Origin of the sequence: Streptomyces sp. NBC_01426, assembly GCF_036231985.1 — a bacterium.
Taxonomy (GTDB): domain Bacteria; phylum Actinomycetota; class Actinomycetes; order Streptomycetales; family Streptomycetaceae; genus Streptomyces.
Map to the genome: position 1 here is coordinate 4,285,634 of NZ_CP109500.1, position 18,706 is coordinate 4,304,339.

General features: G+C 71.2%; 19 protein-coding genes. 9 read left to right on the plus strand and 10 right to left on the minus strand.

Annotation, left to right across the window (positions count from 1 at the left end; genetic code table 11):
- Positions 1-237 precede the first annotated feature (237 nt).
- The 4 genes from tilS to folE all read left to right on the plus strand — a co-directional run bounded on the left by tilS (position 238) and on the right by folE (position 4,907).
- Positions 238-1,296 carry a tRNA lysidine(34) synthetase TilS gene (gene tilS / locus OG906_RS19010; protein WP_329444360.1) on the plus strand — a complete coding sequence of 353 codons (1,059 nt, stop codon included), beginning with the start codon at positions 238-240 and terminating at the stop codon, positions 1,294-1,296.
- A 68-nt stretch (positions 1,297-1,364) separates the two neighbouring features.
- Positions 1,365-1,925 carry a hypoxanthine phosphoribosyltransferase gene (gene hpt / locus OG906_RS19015; RefSeq protein WP_329444361.1) on the plus strand — a complete coding sequence of 187 codons (561 nt, stop codon included), beginning with the start codon at positions 1,365-1,367 and terminating at the stop codon, positions 1,923-1,925.
- A gap of 248 nt (positions 1,926-2,173) precedes the next feature.
- Positions 2,174-4,204: an ATP-dependent zinc metalloprotease FtsH gene (ftsH, locus tag OG906_RS19020; RefSeq protein WP_267799897.1), complete on the plus strand. Its 2,031-nt coding sequence runs from the start codon at positions 2,174-2,176 to the stop codon at positions 4,202-4,204.
- 94 nt (positions 4,205-4,298) lie between these two features.
- Entirely contained in the window at positions 4,299-4,907 is a 609-nt protein-coding gene (folE, locus tag OG906_RS19025; RefSeq protein ID WP_053678468.1) for a GTP cyclohydrolase I FolE, read from the plus strand.
- Positions 4,908-5,001: 94 nt separating this feature from the next.
- On the opposite strand, the gene OG906_RS19030 is transcribed toward folE, so the two are convergent.
- The 6 genes from OG906_RS19030 to OG906_RS19055 form a co-directional block, all read right to left on the minus strand.
- Positions 5,002-5,490, minus strand: a complete 489-nt coding sequence (locus OG906_RS19030; protein WP_329444366.1) for a DUF3180 domain-containing protein — start codon at positions 5,488-5,490, stop codon at positions 5,002-5,004.
- Between the two features lie 53 nt (positions 5,491-5,543).
- A complete protein-coding gene (gene folK / locus OG906_RS19035) occupies positions 5,544-6,152 on the minus strand; it encodes a 2-amino-4-hydroxy-6-hydroxymethyldihydropteridine diphosphokinase (RefSeq protein WP_267799901.1) in 609 nt (202 codons plus the stop codon).
- Complete coding sequence (gene folB / locus OG906_RS19040) at positions 6,149-6,508, minus strand: dihydroneopterin aldolase (protein ID WP_053678462.1); 360 nt, start codon at positions 6,506-6,508, stop codon at positions 6,149-6,151. Before folB ends, folK begins: the two co-directional genes overlap by 4 nt.
- Before the next feature lie 130 nt (positions 6,509-6,638).
- Positions 6,639-7,082 carry a nuclear transport factor 2 family protein gene (locus tag OG906_RS19045; protein ID WP_078998882.1) on the minus strand — a complete coding sequence of 148 codons (444 nt, stop codon included), beginning with the start codon at positions 7,080-7,082 and terminating at the stop codon, positions 6,639-6,641.
- A gap of 28 nt (positions 7,083-7,110) precedes the next feature.
- Positions 7,111-7,983: a dihydropteroate synthase gene (gene folP / locus OG906_RS19050; RefSeq protein ID WP_329444369.1), complete on the minus strand. Its 873-nt coding sequence runs from the start codon at positions 7,981-7,983 to the stop codon at positions 7,111-7,113.
- A 147-nt stretch (positions 7,984-8,130) separates the two neighbouring features.
- Positions 8,131-9,981, minus strand: coding sequence for a phosphatidylglycerol lysyltransferase domain-containing protein (locus OG906_RS19055; RefSeq protein WP_329444370.1), 1,851 nt, complete (start codon positions 9,979-9,981; stop codon positions 8,131-8,133).
- A 152-nt stretch (positions 9,982-10,133) separates the two neighbouring features.
- On the opposite strand from OG906_RS19055, the gene OG906_RS19060 reads away from it, so the two are divergent.
- On the plus strand, positions 10,134-11,243 hold the full coding sequence (locus OG906_RS19060; RefSeq protein WP_267799904.1) for an alpha/beta hydrolase: 1,110 nt from the start codon (positions 10,134-10,136) through the stop codon (positions 11,241-11,243).
- 75 nt (positions 11,244-11,318) lie between these two features.
- On the opposite strand, the gene OG906_RS19065 is transcribed toward OG906_RS19060, so the two are convergent.
- Positions 11,319-12,290, minus strand: a complete 972-nt coding sequence (locus OG906_RS19065) for an ABC transporter ATP-binding protein (protein WP_267829178.1) — start codon at positions 12,288-12,290, stop codon at positions 11,319-11,321.
- Between the two features lie 167 nt (positions 12,291-12,457).
- Here OG906_RS19065 and OG906_RS19070 point away from each other — a divergent pair, with 167 nt between their 5' ends.
- The 4 genes from OG906_RS19070 (at position 12,458) to OG906_RS19085 (ending at position 16,209) form a co-directional block, all read left to right on the plus strand.
- Complete coding sequence (locus OG906_RS19070; protein WP_329444373.1) at positions 12,458-13,186, plus strand: ABC transporter permease; 729 nt, start codon at positions 12,458-12,460, stop codon at positions 13,184-13,186.
- 3 nt (positions 13,187-13,189) lie between these two features.
- The gene (locus OG906_RS19075) at positions 13,190-13,861 is read left to right on the plus strand and encodes an ABC transporter permease (protein WP_329444375.1); all 672 of its coding nucleotides are present in this window, start codon (positions 13,190-13,192) and stop codon (positions 13,859-13,861) included.
- Positions 13,862-13,925: 64 nt separating this feature from the next.
- Complete coding sequence (locus tag OG906_RS19080) at positions 13,926-14,915, plus strand: ABC transporter substrate-binding protein (protein ID WP_329444376.1); 990 nt, start codon at positions 13,926-13,928, stop codon at positions 14,913-14,915.
- 112 nt (positions 14,916-15,027) lie between these two features.
- Entirely contained in the window at positions 15,028-16,209 is a 1,182-nt protein-coding gene (locus OG906_RS19085; RefSeq protein WP_329444378.1) for a hypothetical protein, read from the plus strand.
- 16 nt (positions 16,210-16,225) lie between these two features.
- On the opposite strand, the gene OG906_RS19090 is transcribed toward OG906_RS19085, so the two are convergent.
- From OG906_RS19090 to OG906_RS19100, 3 genes are all read right to left on the minus strand, one after another.
- Positions 16,226-17,464: an alpha/beta hydrolase family protein gene (locus OG906_RS19090; protein WP_329444380.1), complete on the minus strand. Its 1,239-nt coding sequence runs from the start codon at positions 17,462-17,464 to the stop codon at positions 16,226-16,228.
- Positions 17,465-17,551: 87 nt separating this feature from the next.
- Positions 17,552-17,767, minus strand: a complete 216-nt coding sequence (locus OG906_RS19095) for a hypothetical protein (RefSeq protein ID WP_267799911.1) — start codon at positions 17,765-17,767, stop codon at positions 17,552-17,554.
- 42 nt (positions 17,768-17,809) lie between these two features.
- Positions 17,810-18,694, minus strand: a complete 885-nt coding sequence (locus OG906_RS19100; protein ID WP_329444382.1) for an arylamine N-acetyltransferase family protein — start codon at positions 18,692-18,694, stop codon at positions 17,810-17,812.
- Between the last annotated feature and the right edge of the window lie 12 nt (positions 18,695-18,706).

Consider the following 18,706-nt stretch of genomic DNA (forward strand, 5'->3'; position numbering starts at 1 on the left):
TGAAATTGTCCCGTTGGGGGAAACAGCGTCACCCGTCCGAGGGACCGTGGGCCGTGGAAGGGCGTGCGATGCTCGGGGAACGGCTCGGTTCTGTCACCATCGACGCACTCTGAGTGACAACCGGTACTCGCCGGAGGCTCCTCGCGGAGAACCCCGCCGATCACCGGCACCACCGAACACCCCTGCGCACCACCCCAACGCCTCCGAGGCATCCGAACTCCACGAAGGGCACCGGACATGGGTCCCCATCCTGCGGTCGCGGCGATACGCCTGGCGGTCCGCCGCGTACTCCACGACGTCCTCACCGACCTCACCGATCCGAACGAGCCACACCCGACCGGCCGCCCCGCCGACCGCCGCACCGCGCCCGGCACCCCGCCGCTCGTCCTCGTCGCCTGCTCCGGCGGCGCCGACTCCATGGCCCTCGCCTCCGCCCTCGCCTTCGAGGCCCCCAAACTCGGCATCCGCGCCGGTGGCGTCACCGTCGACCACGGCCTCCAGGCCGGCTCCGACCTGCGCGCCGCCGAAGTCGTCAGCCGCATGACCTCGCTCCGCCTCGACCCGGTGGAGTCCGTCGCCGTGCGCGTCGGCCGTGACGGCGGCCCCGAGGCCGCCGCCCGCGACGCCCGCTACGGAGCCCTGGACGCGACCGCCGACCGACTCGGCGCCGCAGCCGTACTGCTCGGCCACACTCGGGACGACCAAGCCGAAACCGTCCTGCTGGGGCTCGCCCGCGGCTCCGGCACCCGCTCCCTCTCCGGCATGGCCGAGAAATCCGGCGGACCCGGTCGCAGCAACCGCTACCGCCGCCCCTTCCTCCAGATCGACCGGCAGACCGCCCGCAAGGCCTGCATGGTCCAGTCGCTCCCCGTCTGGGACGACCCGCACAACATCGACCCGGCCTACACGCGCTCCCGGCTGCGCCACGAGGGACTGCCCGCCCTGGAGAAGGCGCTGGGCAAGGGGGTCGTCGAGGCACTCGCCCGCACCGCCCAGCTCTCCCGGGACGACGCCGACGCCCTCGACGCCTGGGCCGCCGACGCGGACGCCGGCGTCCGCGACGCGGACGGCCGCCTGGAGTGCGCGAAGCTCTACGCGCTGCCCCCCGCCGTCCGCCGACGCGTACTGCGCAGGGCCGTGGTCGCCGCCGGCTCCCCCGCAGGCTCCCTCTTCGCCCGTCACATCGAGGAAGTGGACCGGCTCATCACCGGATGGCGCGGTCAGGGCGCCATCAACCTGCCCGGCCGGGTCGAGGCCCAGCGGCAGGGTGGCAGACTTGTCATCCGGCAGGGCTGATCGGTGCTGAAACGCGGCTGAGCCTCCGGAGGCACCCACCTCCGGAGTCGCGGCCGACAACGAAAGTGATGCGGGTGGACGAGAAGGACATGGGCTCCGACCTCGAGTCGGTGCTCATCACCAAGGAAGAGATCGACGCGAAGCTCGCCGAGCTGGCAGCGAAGATCGACGCGGAGTACGCGGGCAAGGACCTGCTCATCGTCGGTGTGCTCAAGGGCGCGGTGATGGTGATGGCGGACCTGGCGCGCGCCCTGTCCACCCCGCTCACCATGGACTGGATGGCGGTGTCCTCGTACGGCGCCGGGACCCAGTCCTCGGGCGTGGTCCGGATCCTCAAGGACCTCGACACCGACATCAAGGGCAAGCACGTCCTGATCGTCGAGGACATCATCGACTCGGGCCTGACGCTGTCCTGGCTGCTGTCGAACCTGGGCTCGCGCGAGCCGGCGTCGCTCCGGGTCGTCACGCTGCTGCGCAAGCCCGAGGCCGCCAAGGTCGCGATCGACGTGAAGTGGGTCGGCTTCGACATCCCGAACGAGTTCGTCGTCGGATACGGCCTGGACTACGCGGAGAAGTACCGCAACCTGCCGTTCGTCGGCACGCTCGCCCCGCACGTGTACGGCGGCTGACTCCGACGGCCGCACGCGGCCGCGTCCCGACGCCGGGCGCGGTACACCCCGAGGCCTCCGCGGAACCGACAGGGAAACCTGGGGAACCTGGAGGCGATTCCCGCCGTTGGAGCAGGGGAAGGTGGGTCTGTCAGCCGTCCCGCGAGGCCGCGGGTGACAATACAGGGGTACATTCCGAAGAACAGTCTTTACTCACAGCAGCATTTACCTACGGGCAGGAGGGACGGGGTGCCTAGCGCCCCGTATGGATGGACGTGAAGCGATACTTCCGTGGGCCGGTCATGTGGATCGTGCTGGCCGTCCTCGCCGTGGTCGTGTTGATGAACGTCGTCGGCTCCGGCGGCGGCTACAAGTCGGTGGAGACCAGCGAGGTCATCAAGGCGATCAACAGTGGCCAGGTGGAGAGCGCCAAGCTCACCACCGGTGACAGCCAGATGATCAAGATCGAGCTGAAGAAGGACCAGAAGCTCGGCGACAACGACGGCACCAAGTTCCAGGCCAACTACATCGGGGACCAGGGCGTTCAACTCGCCCAGAACCTCCAGACCAAGTACGAAGCCGGTCAGATCCCGGACGGTTACACCGTCTCGCCGGACAAGACCAGCCCGTTCCTCAGCGTGCTGCTCTCGCTGCTGCCCTTCGTTCTCATCGTGGTCGTCTTCCTGTTCCTGATGAATCAGATGCAGGGCGGTGGCTCCCGGGTGATGAACTTCGGGAAGTCCAAGGCCAAGCTCATCACCAAGGACACCCCGAAGACGACGTTCGCCGATGTCGCGGGCGCGGACGAGGCCGTCGAGGAACTCCACGAGATCAAGGAGTTCCTCCAGGAGCCGGCGAAGTTCCAGGCGGTCGGCGCGAAGATCCCCAAGGGTGTGCTGCTCTACGGCCCGCCCGGCACCGGAAAGACCCTGCTCGCGCGTGCCGTCGCGGGCGAGGCCGGTGTTCCCTTCTACTCGATCTCCGGTTCCGACTTCGTCGAGATGTTCGTCGGTGTCGGTGCCTCGCGTGTCCGCGACCTGTTCGAACAGGCCAAGGCCAACGCTCCGGCGATCGTGTTCGTCGACGAGATCGACGCAGTCGGCCGGCACCGCGGTGCCGGCCTCGGCGGCGGTCACGACGAGCGTGAGCAGACCCTCAACCAGCTGCTCGTCGAGATGGACGGCTTCGACGTGAAGGGCGGCGTCATCCTGATCGCCGCCACGAACCGGCCCGACATCCTCGACCCGGCGCTGCTGCGTCCGGGCCGCTTCGACCGGCAGATCGCGGTCGACCGTCCCGACATGCAGGGCCGTCTGGAGATCCTCAAGGTCCACCAGAAGGGCAAGCCGGTCGCCCCGGACGTCGACCTGGGCGCGGTCGCCCGTCGTACGCCCGGCTTCACGGGTGCCGACCTCTCCAACGTCCTGAACGAGGCCGCGCTGCTCACGGCCCGCTCGGACAAGAAGCTGCTCGACAACCACGCGCTGGACGAGGCGATCGACCGTGTCGTGGCGGGCCCGCAGAAGCGGACCCGGATCATGTCGGACCGGGAAAAGAAGATCACCGCGTACCACGAGGGCGGACACGCCCTGGTCGCGGCGGCCTCCCCGAACTCCGACCCGGTCCACAAGATCACGATCTTGTCCCGCGGTCGGGCCCTGGGTTACACCATGGTCCTGCCCGACGAGGACAAGTACTCGACCACGCGCAACGAGATGCTCGACCAGCTGGCGTACATGCTGGGCGGGCGCGCGGCCGAGGAACTGGTCTTCCACGACCCGACCACCGGTGCGGCGAACGACATCGAGAAGGCCACCGCCACGGCCCGCGCGATGGTCACGCAGTACGGCATGACCGAGCGTCTCGGTGCGATCAAGTTCGGCGGCGACAACACCGAGCCGTTCCTCGGGCGCGAGATGTCGCACCCGCGGGACTACTCGGAAGAGGTCGCGGCGCTGGTCGACGAAGAGGTCAAGAAGCTCATCGAGACCGCGCACAACGAGGCCTGGGAGATCCTGGTCGAGAACCGCGACGTCCTCGACAACCTCGTCCTCGCGCTGCTGGAGAAGGAAACGCTGAACAAGGAGCAGATCGCCGAGGTCTTCTCCACCATCGTGAAGCGTCCGGCCCGCCCCGCGTGGACCGGTTCCTCCCGCCGCACCCCCTCCACCCGTCCGCCGGTGCTCTCTCCCAAGGAGCTCCAGCTGACGAACTCGGCGAACGGCACCTCGGCGGCGACGCCGGCCGTGTCGGTGGACAAGGACCCGGAGCCCTCCCCGGAGGAGCGTCCCGAGGCCTGATCAGTCCCGGAATGGATGCCGCGCCCCCCAGGTTCTAGCCTGGGGGGCGCGGCACTTTCACGTGCGCGTGTGCGTAGACAGGAACGAGGAAGAGATGACCGACCCAGTGACCCTGACCGGTGGCGAGGGCACGATCGGCGAGTTCGACGAGAAGCGCGCCGAGGCGGCCGTCCGGGAACTCCTGATCGCGGTCGGCGAGGACCCGGACCGCGAGGGCCTGCTGGCGACCCCGGGACGGGTGGCGCGGGCGTACAAGGAGATATTCGCCGGTCTGCGGCAGCGCCCGGAGGATGTCCTGACGACGACCTTCGACCTCGGTCACGACGAGATGGTCCTGGTGAAGGACATCGAGGTCATGAGTACCTGTGAACATCATCTGGTCCCCTTCCACGGCGTGGCGCACGTCGGCTACATCCCGTCCACCGACGGCAAGATCACCGGCCTGTCGAAGCTCGCCCGTCTGGTGGACGTGTTCGCCCGCCGCCCTCAGGTGCAGGAACGATTGACCACCCAGATCGCCGAATCGGTCATGGAGATCCTGGATCCGCGGGGGGTCATCGTGGTCATCCAGTGCGAGCACATGTGCATGACCATGCGGGGGGTCCGCAAGCCGGGCGCGAAGACCATCACCTCCGCCGTCCGCGGCCAGCTCCGTGACCCGGCGACGCGCAACGAGGCGATGAGCCTGATCATGGCTCCCTGAGCCGGACCCGGTTTCCCCCAGCGCGACGTTCCCGGATTCTTTCCGGTGAACGGGCACGTGGTGCGGGCCGGGGCCTGAGGACCCTGAGCGGGGCTCAGGCCGGGGCCGGGGCCTCGGGGGCGGTGTCGTCGTCCTCCGGGAGCTTGAGGACGTGTTCCAGGAACAGGGCGGCGGCGATGACCGCCGCGCCCGCCAGGACCGAGCCGCCCGCGTACCAGGCCTGGTCGCGGCGGGCGGGCACGTCGAGGGCGTCCGTCAGCAGGAAGACGCCGACACCGCCGTACATGCCCGCCACGAGGGCCGCGACCAGGGCGCTGGCCTGTCCGAAGACCACCGCGCGGGCCGCCATAAGGGGCTCCACGCCCTTGGCTCCGGGGCGGCGCTCGCGCTGGGCCTTGAGCCGGGCGCGCATCGACAGGGCCGTCGCGAAGAGCACCACGGCGATGACCGCGAGCACGATCGGGGCGGCCAGGGGGACGCCCGGCAGCGTGCCGTAGGAGTTCCACAGCCGGGCGCCCGCCCAGGACAGCACCCCGGCGATCAGGAAGATGCCCGCCAGGACCGCCGGCCTCAGTTGCTTCACGTACCCGTTCCCCGCTTTCCGCACCGATTCGTCAGCAGTGAACAGGCTAACGACTAGTCGGGGAGGTGGAGTTCCAGGTCGGGTCGCGGCGTGACCCCGGTGAGGCCGATTCCGGCCAGCAGGGAGGCGACCGCGCCGCGGCCCGGGAGCTGGGCCTCCGGGTCGATGTCGTGCCAGGGGGCCAGCACGAAGGCGCGCTGGTGCGCCCGCGGGTGCGGGAGGGTGAGGACGGGGTCCTCGGAGATCACGTCGGCGTACGCGACGATGTCGACGTCGATGGTGCGGGGCCCCCAGCGCTCCTCGCGGACGCGGTCGAAGGCCTCTTCGATGGCGTGCCCGCGCTCCAGGAGCGAGGACGGCGGCAGGGTGGTCTTCACCGCGATGACCGCGTTGAAGTACGCGGGCTGCGAGCCGGGCTCGACGCCCCACGGCTCGGTCTCGTAGACGGGGGAGACGGCCTTGACCCGCAGGCCGGGGGTGTCCCCGAGGGCGTCGATGGCGCCCTGGAGGGTCTCCAGCCGGTTGCCGAGGTTCGCGCCCAGCGCGACCACGGCCCATTTCGGGTTGGACAGGGTGACGTCCGCCGCGTCGACCGCCTCGACTACGGAGGCGGGCACCGGCTGGACGGTGGGGTCGCTCTGGGCGTTCAGTCCGTTGTTCATGCGCGGCTCCGGGTGATCGTGATGGTCACGTCGTCGAAGGGGACGGTGATCGGCGCGTCCGGCTTGTGGACGATGACCTCCACCTGCGCCACCGCTTCGTGCTTCAGGCACTGCTGGGCGATTCGCTCGGCGAGCGTCTCGATCAGGTCGACGGGTTCTCCCTGGACCACATCGACGACTTCTTCCGCGACTACCCCGTAGTGCACGGTCTTAGCCAGGTCGTCTCCGGCTGCCGCGGGTCGGGTGTCGAGGTGGAGCACCAGGTCCACGATGAAGGTCTGGCCTTCCTCGCGTTCCCGGGGGAAGACGCCGTGGTGCCCGCGAGCCTTGAGGCCGCGCAGCGCGACACGATCCACGCGAATCACTCCAACTTTCGTAGGTGCATCCGCCCCGGGACTCCCCGGGGCCATGGGCCTACGCCGAGTGCGGTCGGCGTCGTCCGCCTTCGAATTTACCTGCGATGTACGTCGTGCCCCGCCCTTGGGGTCAGTCGGAGTCCTCTTCGTCCTCATCTTCGGAGTCCGTAAGGACCGGTGAACCGTGGTGGGACCAGAGTCGCCAGCCCTCCGGTGTGCGTCGGAACACATTCGTGGCGACGACCAGCTGACCGACCAGGGGACCCAGTTCGCCGCCGTCCTCGGCGGGGCCGCCGCTGAGGATGTTCTCGGTGCAGCTGACGAGCGCGGTGTCGCCTATGACGGTGACCTTGGTGTCGGTGAGGAAGAACTGGATGTACTCGGTGTGGGACATGATCAGGGCGTAGGAGCGCAGCACCTCGCCCCGCCCCGACAGCACGGGCCAGCCCGGGTGGACGCAGGAGATCTCGTCCTCCAGCCAGAGCGCCGACAGTGCGTCGAAGTCTCCCTGCTCCATGGCCTCGTAGAAGGCCGTGTTGACCTCTTCGACGGCTTCGATGTCGGTACGGCTCACCGTGCTCCTTCCTTGTCGGTACGACGGATCACAGTGCCCCTTCCACCGCACGGGCCACGCGAACCGCGTCCGCGGTGGCCCGTACCTCGTGTACCCGTACCGCCCAGGCGCCCTGGTGGGCGGCGATGGCGGACACGGCGGCGGTGGCGGCGTCGCGTTCGCGGGCGGGCGGCGGGGCGGCGCCGTCCGCGCCGGCCAGGACCCGGCCGAGGAAACGCTTCCGCGAGGCGGCGACCAGCAGCGGGAAGCCCAGCGCGCGCAGCTCGCGCAGGTGGGCGACCAGGGCCAGGTCGTGCTCGGCGTTCTTCGCGAAGCCCAGGCCCGGGTCGACGAGGAGCCGTTCGGGGGCGATGCCGCCCGCGACGACGGCGTCGACGCGGGCGCGCAGTTCGGCGGTGACCTCCGCGACGACGTCCTCGTAGACGGCCAGGTTGTTCATGCCGGCGCTGAATCCGCGCCAGTGCATGACGACGAACGGCACCTCGGCGGCCGCGACGGCCGGGATCATGCCGGGGTCGGCGAGTCCGCCGCTGACGTCGTTGACGAGTACGGCGCCGGCCGCGACGGCTTGGGCGGCGACCTCCGCGCGCATGGTGTCGACGGAGACGGCGATGCCCTCGGACGCCAGGCCGCGGACCACGGGGACGACCCGGCGCAGTTCCTCGTCGGCGTCGACGCGGGAGGCGCCGGGGCGGGTGGACTCGCCGCCGACGTCGACGAGGTCGGCGCCCTGCGCGACGAGGTCCAGGCCGCGTTTGACCGCCGCGGTGGTGTCGAACCAGCGGCCCCCGTCGGAGAACGAGTCGGGGGTGACGTTGACGACGCCCATGACCCCGCAGCGATCCCACTCCGGCAGGCCTGTCACCCGGCCCCTGGCGGTGACCCCGTGGTTCGTGTTCATGGGTCCAAGAGTAGAGCTGACCTGGATATGACAGGGCGCCGAGACGTTTCGGCCCTGTGTCGAGGGGGCTCGTGGAACGCGGACGGCCCCGCCCGGGTGGGGGCGGGGCCGTACGGGAGGGGGGCCGGGTGCGGTCCGGTCCGGGGCTCAGGCCGCCCGGACCTCGCGCTCGGCCTGGGCCGGCACCTTCGCCATCCGGTGGTGGGCGCAGGTGCGGACCGGCTTGGGCCGGCGGCGGCCGGCGAACAGCCGGGGCAGCGCCAGCGTGACGAACCCCTCGGCCTGCATCGCGGCGAAGCCGATGCGGGGCAGGTCGCGGGTGTGCCGGAAGACGACGAAGCGGGGCTCCCAGCGGGGGCGGAACTTCGCGTTGAACTTGTACAGGGACTCGATCTGGAACCAGCGGGACAGGAAGACCAGCAGGCCGCGCCACATGCGCAGCACGGGGCCGGCGCCGATCTTCTCGCCGCGGGCGAGGGCCGAGCGGAACATCGCGAAGTTCAGGGAGACCTTCTCGATCTTCAGCGCGGGTGCGGCCTCCAGGGAGGCGACGATCAGCAGCTCGTTCATGCCGGGGTCGGCGGCGCGGTCGCGGCGCATCAGCTCCAGCGACATGCCGTCCTTGCCCCAGGGGACGAAGTGCAGGACGGCCTTCAGGTCGCCGAAGGGGCTGGTGTCGCCCTCCTCCTCGCGGTGCGCGGTGGCGATGAAGCAGTCGCCGTCGCCCGGGTCGCCGACCCGGCCGAGTGCCATGGAGAAGCCGCGCTCGGTGTCGGTGCCGCGCCACGCGTCGGCGGCGCCGCGGACCTGTTCGAGTTCCCGTTCGGTGAGGTCGCTGACCCGGCGCACCTTGGTGGTGTAGCCGTTGCGCTCGATGCGCTTCACCATCTGGCGGACATTGCGCATGGCGCGGCCCGAGAGGGAGAAGTCTTTGACATCGACAATCGCCTCGTCACCCAGTTCCAGGGCGTCCAGACCGGTTTCCCGGGTCCAGACCTCGCCTCCGGTCTCGCTGCAGCCCATGACGGCCGGGGTCCAGGAGTGGGCCTTGGCCTCTTCCATGAACCGTTCGATGGCGCCGGGCCAGGCCTCGACGTCGCCGACCGGGTCGCCGGAGGCGAGCATCACGCCGGAGACGACGCGGTAGGTGACGGCGGCCTTGCCGCTGGGGGAGAAGACGACGGCCTTGTCGCGGCGGAGCGCGAAGTGGCCGAGGGAGTCGCGGCCGCCGTGCTTGGAGAGCAGCTCGCGCAGCTTGGTCTCGTCGTCGGCGGTGAGTCGCGCGGCGGGGTGCTCGGGGCGGAAGGCCAGGTAGATCGTGGTGACCGCGGTCAGCATGCCGAGGGCGCCGAGGGAGTAGCCGACGGTCCAGGAGACGCGGCCCGCGTACTCGACGGGGCCCTCGATGCCGAAGAGGCCGTACACGACGTGGCTGATCTGCTCGTAGAGGCTGGGGTTGCCGACGACCTTGCCCGGGTGGACGTTGACGATGACCAGGCCGAGGCCGATGGAGCCGGCGCTCATCAGGACGAAGTTGGCCAGCGCCTTCCAGCGGCTGCGCGGGTCGGGCAGTGCCTTGAACTCGTTCTGGTGGCGCAGGAGCAGGGCGAGGAGCACCGCCGCGATGATCACCCCGATGACGGAGTGCCTGTAGGTGAACTGCGCCACCGCGCCGGCGGGGAGCAGGACGACGGAGGCGCGCCAGGCGCGCCGCTTGTGCCGCTTGAGGCCGTGGGCCAGCAGCAGGAGCAGGACGCCGGCGCTGATGGAGAGGGCGGCGGCGAACGGGCCGAGGGAGCCGGGGAGCACCTCGGTGACCGCGTGGAACCTGCTGTGTCGGAATCGCGGGAAGACCCCCGCCGCGATGTCCAGAAGGCCGACGATCATGACGGCCGTACCTACGAGGCCGGGTACCGACTCCGGCCGTGGGCCACGGAGGATTCGGCGCACCCCGCTCGGAACCTGTCCCGACTTATCGCCATCTATCCTGCTAGACATCGCTTCCCGTTGCTCCGCGAGAGATCATGTGGCCGAAGGCCGCAACAGCCTCCGGGGTGTGGTGCGTCCATTAGGACGACATCGACGGGGAGCGGGTTCACTCTTCCGTCGGAAATTTCCCGTCCTGCCATCAGAAAGACGACTGACTGCTCATGGGTCTCACCAGTAATACGGTTCTGGTCCTGGCCATCATCGCCGGCGTGGTGCTCTTCGCGCTCACGCTCTGGTTCTGGCCTCGGCTCTCGGGCCGCACCTGGCGCGCGTACGTGGGCCGGGTCGGTCTCCTGCTCGCCACGCAGTTGGCACTGTTCGCGGCGGTGGGGCTCGGAGCCAACAAGTCGTTCCTCTTCTACGGTTCCTGGGCCGACCTCTTCGGTCAGGAGACGTCGATCGGCAAGGTCGTCGACCACTCGATGAGCAGCAAGGACATCAAGGTCGTCGACAAGCAGAAGCTGGACGTCCCGGGCGGCGGGAAGCCTCAGGTCGGTGGTCAGATCCTGAAGGTTGCCATAACGGGGCAGAAGTCGAAGATAACGAGCCCCGGGTACGTGTGGCTGCCGCCGGAGTACTTCCAGCCGCGGTACAAGGACCAGAACTTCCCCGCGTCGATCGTGCTGACGGGCTACCCGGGCACCGCCGAGAACCTGATCAAAGGCCTCGACTACCCCATGAAGGCCTTCAGCCTGTCCAAGGCGGGCAAGATGAAGCCGATGATCCTGGTCATGCTGCGTCCGACGATCGCGCCGCCGCGTGACACCGAGTGCGTCGACATACCCGGTGGCCCGCAGACCGAGACCTTCTTCGGCCAGGACCTGCCGCAGGCCATCCAGAGCACCTTCCGGGTCGGCAAGAAGCCGCAGAACATGGGCTTCATCGGGAACTCCACGGGCGGCTACTGCGCCCTGAAGATCGCCGCGCACTACCCGCAGACCTTCGGCGCCGCCGCCGGCCTCTCCGCGTACTACGAGGCTCCCGACGACCCGACGACCGGTGACCTGTTCCACGGCGACGCCAAGCTGAAGAAGCGCGCGGACGTGCTGCACAGCATGCAGAACAAGAAGCCGGCCGGTACGTCCTTCCTGGTCACCAGCAGTGAGAAGGGCGAGCCGAACCTCGGTGACACCAAGAAGTTCATCAAGCTGGTGAAGGGGCCGGACCGGGTCTCCTCGATCATCCTCGACAGCGGCGGCCACAACTTCAACACCTGGCGGCGCGAGATCCCGCCGATGCTGACGTGGATGAGCGGCCGCATCCAGGCCTGACCGCCGTCGGCCTGACCGCCGTTGGCCTGACCGCCCCGGCCCGACCGTCTTGCGGTCGGGCCGGGCGCGTTCCGGTCAGGCCTCCTGAAGTCGGGACCGGCGCAGTGCGCGGTGCACGCCCTCCGGGGTGAGTACGCCGATCAGCGCGCCGGAGTCCGGGTCGGTGACCCCGACGCGGCCCTCGTCCTCCTGGAGGAGCGCCGCGAGGGCCTCGCGCAGACTCGCCCCCAACGCCACCGTGGCGGCGGGGGCCTTTCCGTGTTCCGGGTCCTGTTCCGCGAGGTCGGCGGTCTCGACCGGGGTGACCGCGAGGCGCTTGAGCCCCCGGTCCGAGCCGACGAAGGAGGCGACGTAGTCGGTGGCGGGCGCGGCCAGCACGGTGGCCGGCTTCGCGAACTGCTCGATGGTGCCCGTGCCGTAGACGGCGATCCGGTCCCCGAGCCGGATGGCTTCCTCCAGGTCGTGGGTGACCAGCAGGATCGTCTTGCGGACGGTCCTCTGCAGGGCCAGGAACTCGTTCTGGAGCCGTTCGCGGACCACCGGGTCCACCGCGCCGAACGGTTCGTCCATCAGCAGGACCGGCGGGTCGGCGGCCAGCGCCCGGGCCACGCCGACCCGCTGGCGCTGCCCGCCGGAGAGCTGCTCCGGGTAGCGGCCGCCGTACACGGCCGGGTCGAGGCCGACGAGTTCCAGCAGTTCCGCGGCGCGGGCGCGGGCCTTGGACCTGGGGGTGCCGAGCAGGTGCGGGACGGTCGCCGTGTTCTCCAGCACCGTCTTGTGCGGGAAGAGGCCGACCTGCTGGATGACGTAGCCGATGCGGCGGCGCAGCTCGACGGGGTCGGCGGCGGCGATGTCCTCGCCGTCCACCAGGATCCGGCCGGACGTGGGCTCGATCAGCCGGTTGACCATCTTCATCGTGGTCGTCTTGCCGCAGCCGGACGGGCCGACGAGGGTGACCAGCTCGCCCTCCGCGACCTCGAAGGAGAGGTCCCGGACGGCCGTCGTCCCGTCGGGGTAGCGCTTGGTCACTTGCTCGAATCGGATCACCGGACCATCCTTCCTCACGCGCGGGTGTCATTTGTGAAGGGCATGTTGCCCGACTGCGAAGGATTCCGGCCATTGTCGGCGGCGGGGGTTAGGGTCGGTCTGACCAGGCCCTCGGGTCGGACGCGTGTGCGATGACGGGCTGACGGAGCGAGGCGGGGGTGAGCGGCATGGCCGGGCAGAGCTGTCTGGTGGCGAACGACTGGATCTGCTGGGAGTACGTCACCTCCCGCTCCCAGGAGCTCACCGACGCCACCGTCGAGCACATCTGGATCACCGGTCTGTCGGTGGTCATCGGGCTCGTCGTGTCCGTTCCGCTCGCCCTGCTGGCCCGCCGCGGCCGCGGCTGGGCGGCGCCCGTGCTCGGTCTGACCACCCTGCTCTACACGGTTCCCTCGCTCGCCATGTTCTCGCTGCTGCTGCCGGTCTTCGGGCTGTCGGCCACGCTGGTGGTGACCGGTCTGGTGCTGTACTCGCTGACCATCCTGGTCCGCAACGTGCTGGCCGGCCTGGAGGCGGTCCCCGACGAGGTGCGGGAGGCCGCGCGCGGCATGGGCTACGGCTCGGGCCGGCTGCTGTGGCAGGTCGAACTGCCGCTGGCGCTGCCCGCGCTGCTCGCGGGAGTCCGCATCGCCACCGTGTCGACGGTGGCGCTCACGACCGTGGGGTCGATCGTCGGCAAGGGCGGCCTGGGCAACCTGATCGCACCGGCCGTGAACAGCTCGTTCAAGGCCCAGGTGCTCACCGCGTCGGTGCTGTGCGTGCTGCTCGCGCTGGTGGCGGACCTGCTGCTGCTCGGCGTCCAGCGGTTGCTCACCCCGTGGACCCGAGCCTCGAAGCCCACACCGACGAAACGTTTCTCCAAGCGGGCCCCGACACCCGTCGCCAAGGAGGTCTGAGCCATGGGCGTACTGGGCGAGGCCTGGGACTGGCTGGCCGACGGCGCCAACTGGGCCGGCGAGAACGGTGTCTGGCACCGGCTCGGCGAGCACGTCTACGTCAGCGGGATCGCCCTGGCCGTCGCCTGCGCGGTGGCGCTGCCGATCGGCCTGTGGCTCGGTCACCTCGGCAAGGGCGGGGCCCTCGCCGTGAACGTGTCCAACGTCGGCCGGGCGATCCCCGTCTTCGCGGTGCTGGCCCTGTTCATGGTCTCGCCGCTGCGCAGCGCGGGGTACCTGCCCACGATCGTCGCGCTCGTCCTGTTCGCCATCCCGCCGCTGCTGACCAACGCGTATGTGGGTATGCGCGAGGTGGACCGCTCGGTTGTCGAGGCGGCGAGGGGGATGGGCATGTCCGGGACACAGCTGTTCCTGCGCGTGGAACTGCCGCTCGCGCGCGGACTCGTGATGACGGGGCTGCGCTCGGGCGCGGTCCAGGTCATCGCCACCGCCACCATCGCGGCCATGGTCGGCCAGGGCGGTCTGGGGCGGATCATCACCGCCGGCTTCAACACGTTCGACACGGCCCAGGTGGTCGCCGGCGCCCTCCTGGTGGCGCTGCTGGCCCTGCTGGTGGAGGGCGTGCTGGTGGCCGTCGACCGGTTCCTGCTGCGGCGCCCGTCGGTGGCCCGCTGAGTCCTGCCGCCGTTTCCGTCCCCCCTCTTTCTTCCCGCTGTACTCACTCCCTGGAGGAGCAACCATGAGCAAGTCCACGCGCGTTCTCGGCGCGGCACTGGGCGCGGTGGCCCTGACCGTCTCGCTCGCCGCGTGCGGTGGCGACAGCCTGGAGAAGGCCAAGGACGGCGGCTCGTCCGCCCCGGCCTCCTCCTCGGGCGGGGGCGCCAAGGGCAAGCTGGTGGTCGGCGCGGCCGGCTTCACCGAGTCCAACGTGCTGGCGGAGCTGTACTCCCAGGTCCTGAAGGACGCCGGCTACTCCACCTCGATCACCACGGTCAACAACCGTGAGCTGTACGAGCCCTCACTGGAGAAGGGCGAGATCGACGTCGTCCCGGAGTACGCGGCCACCCTCGCCGAGTTCCTCAACGCCAAGGTCAACGGCAAGGACGCGCCGAAGGACAAGCCGGTCGCCTCCAGCGACGCGGCGGCGACGGTGGCGGCGCTGGAGAAGCTGGCGACGCCGCTCGGCATCAAGGCCCTCCCGGCGGGCGAGGCGGTCGACCAGAACGCCTTCGCGGTGACCAAGGAGTTCGCGGAGAAGAACAAGCTCAAGACCCTTTCGGACCTGGGCAAGTCCGGCCTGAAGGTGAAGATCGCGGCGGGCGACGAGTGCGCCGTCCGTCCCTTCTGCGCTCCCGGGTTGGAGAAGACGTACGGCATCTCCGTGGCCGGCATCGACCCCAAGGGCGTCGGCACCCCCCAGGCCAAGCAGGCCGTCAAGGACGGCGTGGACCAGCTGGTGCTGACCACGACCACCGACGCCACGCTCGACTCCTTCGGCCTGGTCCTGCTGGCGGACGACAAGAAGCTCCAGAACGCCGACAACGTCCTGCCGGTGGTCAACGCCAAGGACGCGGGCGCCCCGGAGGTCGCCGCCGCGCTCGACAAGCTCACCAAGGCGCTGACGACGGCCGACCTCGTCGACCTCAACCGCAAGGTGGACGCGGAGCGCGCGAAGCCCGCCGATGTGGCCAAGGCGTACCTGGAATCCAAGGGTCTGCTGAAGAAGTAGCCCCACAACAAGATCAGTTACGCGATTGATGCGGAAATGACGGGTAACTGCCCGGCAAGAGATTGCCGGGCGGCTTCCCCACACCCCACCTACTCCCTGTAAATTTCAGGCCATGCCCCGTGGACGCCACCGCAATCCAGAACCCCTGCACCGACTGCTCACGCCGACCCTCGTCGCCGGTGTCTCCGTGGCCGGCGCCGGCGCGGCCTGGCTGCTCGCGGGACCCGAAGGCGGCGCCGCGTGGCGCCTCCTCGTGGCCCTCACGGCCGCCTCGGGTGTGGCCGGCGCCGTCGTCATGCGCTCCTGGGACCGCTCGGCCGGCCGCCGGGTGGCCGAACTGACCCGAGAACGGGTCAAGGACGAGTGGAAGACGGAAGAGCGGATAGCCGAGCTCGAATCCGACCTCGAAGAAGCCCGCATGCTGCGCGCCAGGCTCGACACGAAGCTGCGCGCCAAGCGGGTCGAACTCGCGGGACTGCGCGGCGAGCACGCCGCGCTGCTGCGCCGGTACGCCACCGCCGAGACGGAGCGGGCCACCGCCCTCGAAGGACGCCGACTGCTGGCCATCGAGGCCGCCTCGGCCCCTGCGGGCGCGCCGAAGGAACTCCCGGCCGTGTCCCGGGAGCGCACCGTCGCCGGGGCGCCGACCGCGATCGGCTACGCCCGCGCCAACGCGGCGATGGCGGCGCTGGTGCGCAAGGGCCAGGAGCGGGCCGCGGCGCGACCCAAGGCCCTGGGATCCGGCGCGGACCCGGCCCCCGGCCCCCGCACCCCCGGCCCCCCGACCCCCGGCCCCCGCACCCCCGGCCCCCCGACCCCCGGCCCCCGCACCCCCGGCCCCCCGACCCCCGGTGGCCGCACCCCCGGCAGCTCGCCGGCCGCCGCCCCGGCCACGACGCCCGGTGCGGCCCGCCCCGCCGAGGCGCACGGCCGTGCGGCGACCGCCGACCGGGCGCCCGCCGTTCCGGCGCGGCGGCAGGCGGCGACCGTGGCCCCGTACGCGGCCCCGAGGCGGTCCGCCTCGCGCGTCGAGGGCGGCTTCGACTTCTTCGGCACCAAGAACGCCGCGCAGGCCCGCGCCGCGATCGAGGCCGTGCAGAACGAGGACCTCGCCGACGTGGTCGGCGCCGAGGCCCTCGCCGTGCACAAGGCGGAGACCGTCCGCGCGGCCGGCGACCCGGAGTTCAAGCCGGCGACCCCCGAGCACCGCGCGGTGGGCCAGGTCATCGACCTGACGGCGCACGACGAGACCGAGCCGATCGACGTGGTCCGGCTCCGCACCGCGATCTCCTAGCGCCGGCGTCCCGGATTCAGCGCAGCGCGTCGAACCAGCGCACCACCTGGGGGGCCGACCGGAGGGCCGTCGTGACGTGGTCCGCGTCCGGGCCCTGGTCGACGACCTTCGCCCGGACCCCGTGGCGGGCCAGGTCGGCGGCGCAGGCCCGGGAGTTGGCGATCGGCACGTCCGTGTCGGCGCCGCCCGCGTAGAGCCGTACCGGCACGTCCGGCTTCCAGTCGCAGGCGCCGTCGTTGGCCCGCAGGGCGGTGCGCAGGGCGCCGCGCGGGGCGCGGACGTTCTCGGCCCAGGCCGGGGTGAGCAGTTCCGCGGGGGTCGCGGGCAGCGCGGCGACGATCTCCTCCTCCGGGTGCGTCCCGTCGAACAGGCCCTCCACCGTCCCCGCGTACGGCGCGCGGAACACCTCGCCGGTGTCCTTGTAGAGCGGGTGGAGCCGGTTCTGGGCCGTCAGGAAGTACGCGAGGTAGAACACGGCGGTGCGCGGCGCGACCCGGCCGTCCGTGATCCCGGGCATCTCGGAACCGGACAGGTCGTACGGGCCGGCCATCGGGGCCAGGGCGCGCAGCCGCAGTCCGTCGCGGCCCCCGGAGAGTTCGCGGCCGACGGCCATGGCCACCTGGCCGCCCTGGGAGAAGCCGGTGGCGTACACGTCCCGGGTCACGGGGCGGCCCAGCCGGTCGGTGGCGGTGCGGGAGGCCTTGAGCATGTCGACGGTGGCGGTGACGGCGGAGCGGGTGTCCATGTAGGGGTGGGGGCCGGCGCCGCCGCCGAGGCCGAGGTAGTCCGGCGCGGCGACGGCGCGACCGGCCGAGGCGTGCAGGTACGGGGTGAGCCGGTTGTGGCCCTTGCCCCCGCTCGGCGCGCTGTCGCGGTGGGCGACGGTGCCATGGGTGTCGGACACCAGGTCGGGCCGGGCCGGGCCGCCGCGGGGCAGGACCAGCAGCCCGGTGGCCGTGGTGGGGCGGCCCTTCGGGTCGACGGTGGCGTAGGTGAGGCGGTACGCGCGGACGCCGTACCGGACGCCCGCGGTGTCGACCCCGAGGGCGCCGAGTTCGGCGGTGACGCCGGCGCGGTCGAGGGTGTCGACCGGGGTGACGGAGATCAGGACGCCCCGGGCGGCCGGTGCCGGCACGGGGGCGGCGGGTGCGGCGAGGGCCGCCGGCGCGGCCGCCGCGCCGAGGACGGCCGTGAGGACCGCGGCTGCGGCCGCGCGCCGCCGCCCCTGCTTGTTCTGGTGCGAGGTCGTCGTCATGTCCCGAACGCTAGGACCCGGCCGAGATCCCCGACATCCCGTATTCCCCCGGCAGTCGAGGGGGGACAGCCCCCCGACCGGGGCGTGTCAGAACAGCGGGAGCTGTCCCGGGTGCGGGCCCAGGGCGAAGCCGTCCAGGGTCGGCGCCGACGCGCCGAGCACGACGCGGGCGCGGGAGCCGGGGCAGGACACCAGGTCGCCGCGTCCCCGGCCGGCGGGCGGGTCGTGGCGGGCGATCCGGCCGGCGGTGACGGCGCAGTCGCGGCCGCAGGTGGGGCAGGCCCTACGGGGGGAGTGGGACATGCCCCAAGTCTGCACCCTCGCACCGACAGCGCGGGCCCGACGTCAGCCCACCGGCGTCTCCTGCGCGGCCCGCGCCGGCGGCTCGTCCCGCGTCTCCCGCCACGTCTCGTGCGCGCGGTCCACCCGCTCCCACAGGGCCGCCCGGTCCCGCACGGTCAGGTCGTCGAGCGACCGCCCGAAGACGCCGGCAAGCACGCCGAAGAACTCCTCGGGCGTGTGCAGCTCCCGGTCCGTCGTTCCCTTGAGCGGGTCGATCCGGCTCAGGACGCGCCCGCGCAGGGCGTCGATGCCGTGCGCGTCGCGCCGAAGCATCGCGAAGGTCCGTACGAAACCGGAGTCCTGCGACGTGGACAGCCGCAGGTGCTCGGAAGCGAAGTCGGCCATCGTGGCGGGGGCCGAGCGGAAGTTCATCACGGGGAAGGGGCCGCCCGGGTTGCGGTACGTCCAGCCCGGTGCCTCCCCGTCGAGCGGGACGAGCCGCTCCAACGCGTAGCGGAAGTCCCCCCGTTCGAAGGTGTCCTCGCGCAGCGGCAACGGCTCGTGGGGTCCGTCGCCCAACCCGGCGTCCACGAAGAACGCGGCCCCGTCCACCCGGACGACCAGCGCCAGATGGTCGCCGTTGACGCCCCGGGCGTCGGGCTCCTTGCACACGCCGCCGACATGGCGGGTCACGTCGTAGCCCAGCGCTTCGAGGAGCGCGGAGAAGGCGCCGTTGAGGTGGAAGCAGTACCCGCCCCGGCCCGCCGCGAGCCGGCGCGCCGACAGCTCGGGGTCGATCCCGGGTGGCCGGCCCAGCTGGATGTCGATGTTCTCGTAGGGCACGCGCTCCAGGTGGGCCCGCTGGAGGGCGAACAGCCCCTCGACGGAGGGCGCCGCCGGCTCGACGCCCAGCCGGCGCAGGTAGTCCACGCACAAGTCGGAGATCATGTGATCAGCCTA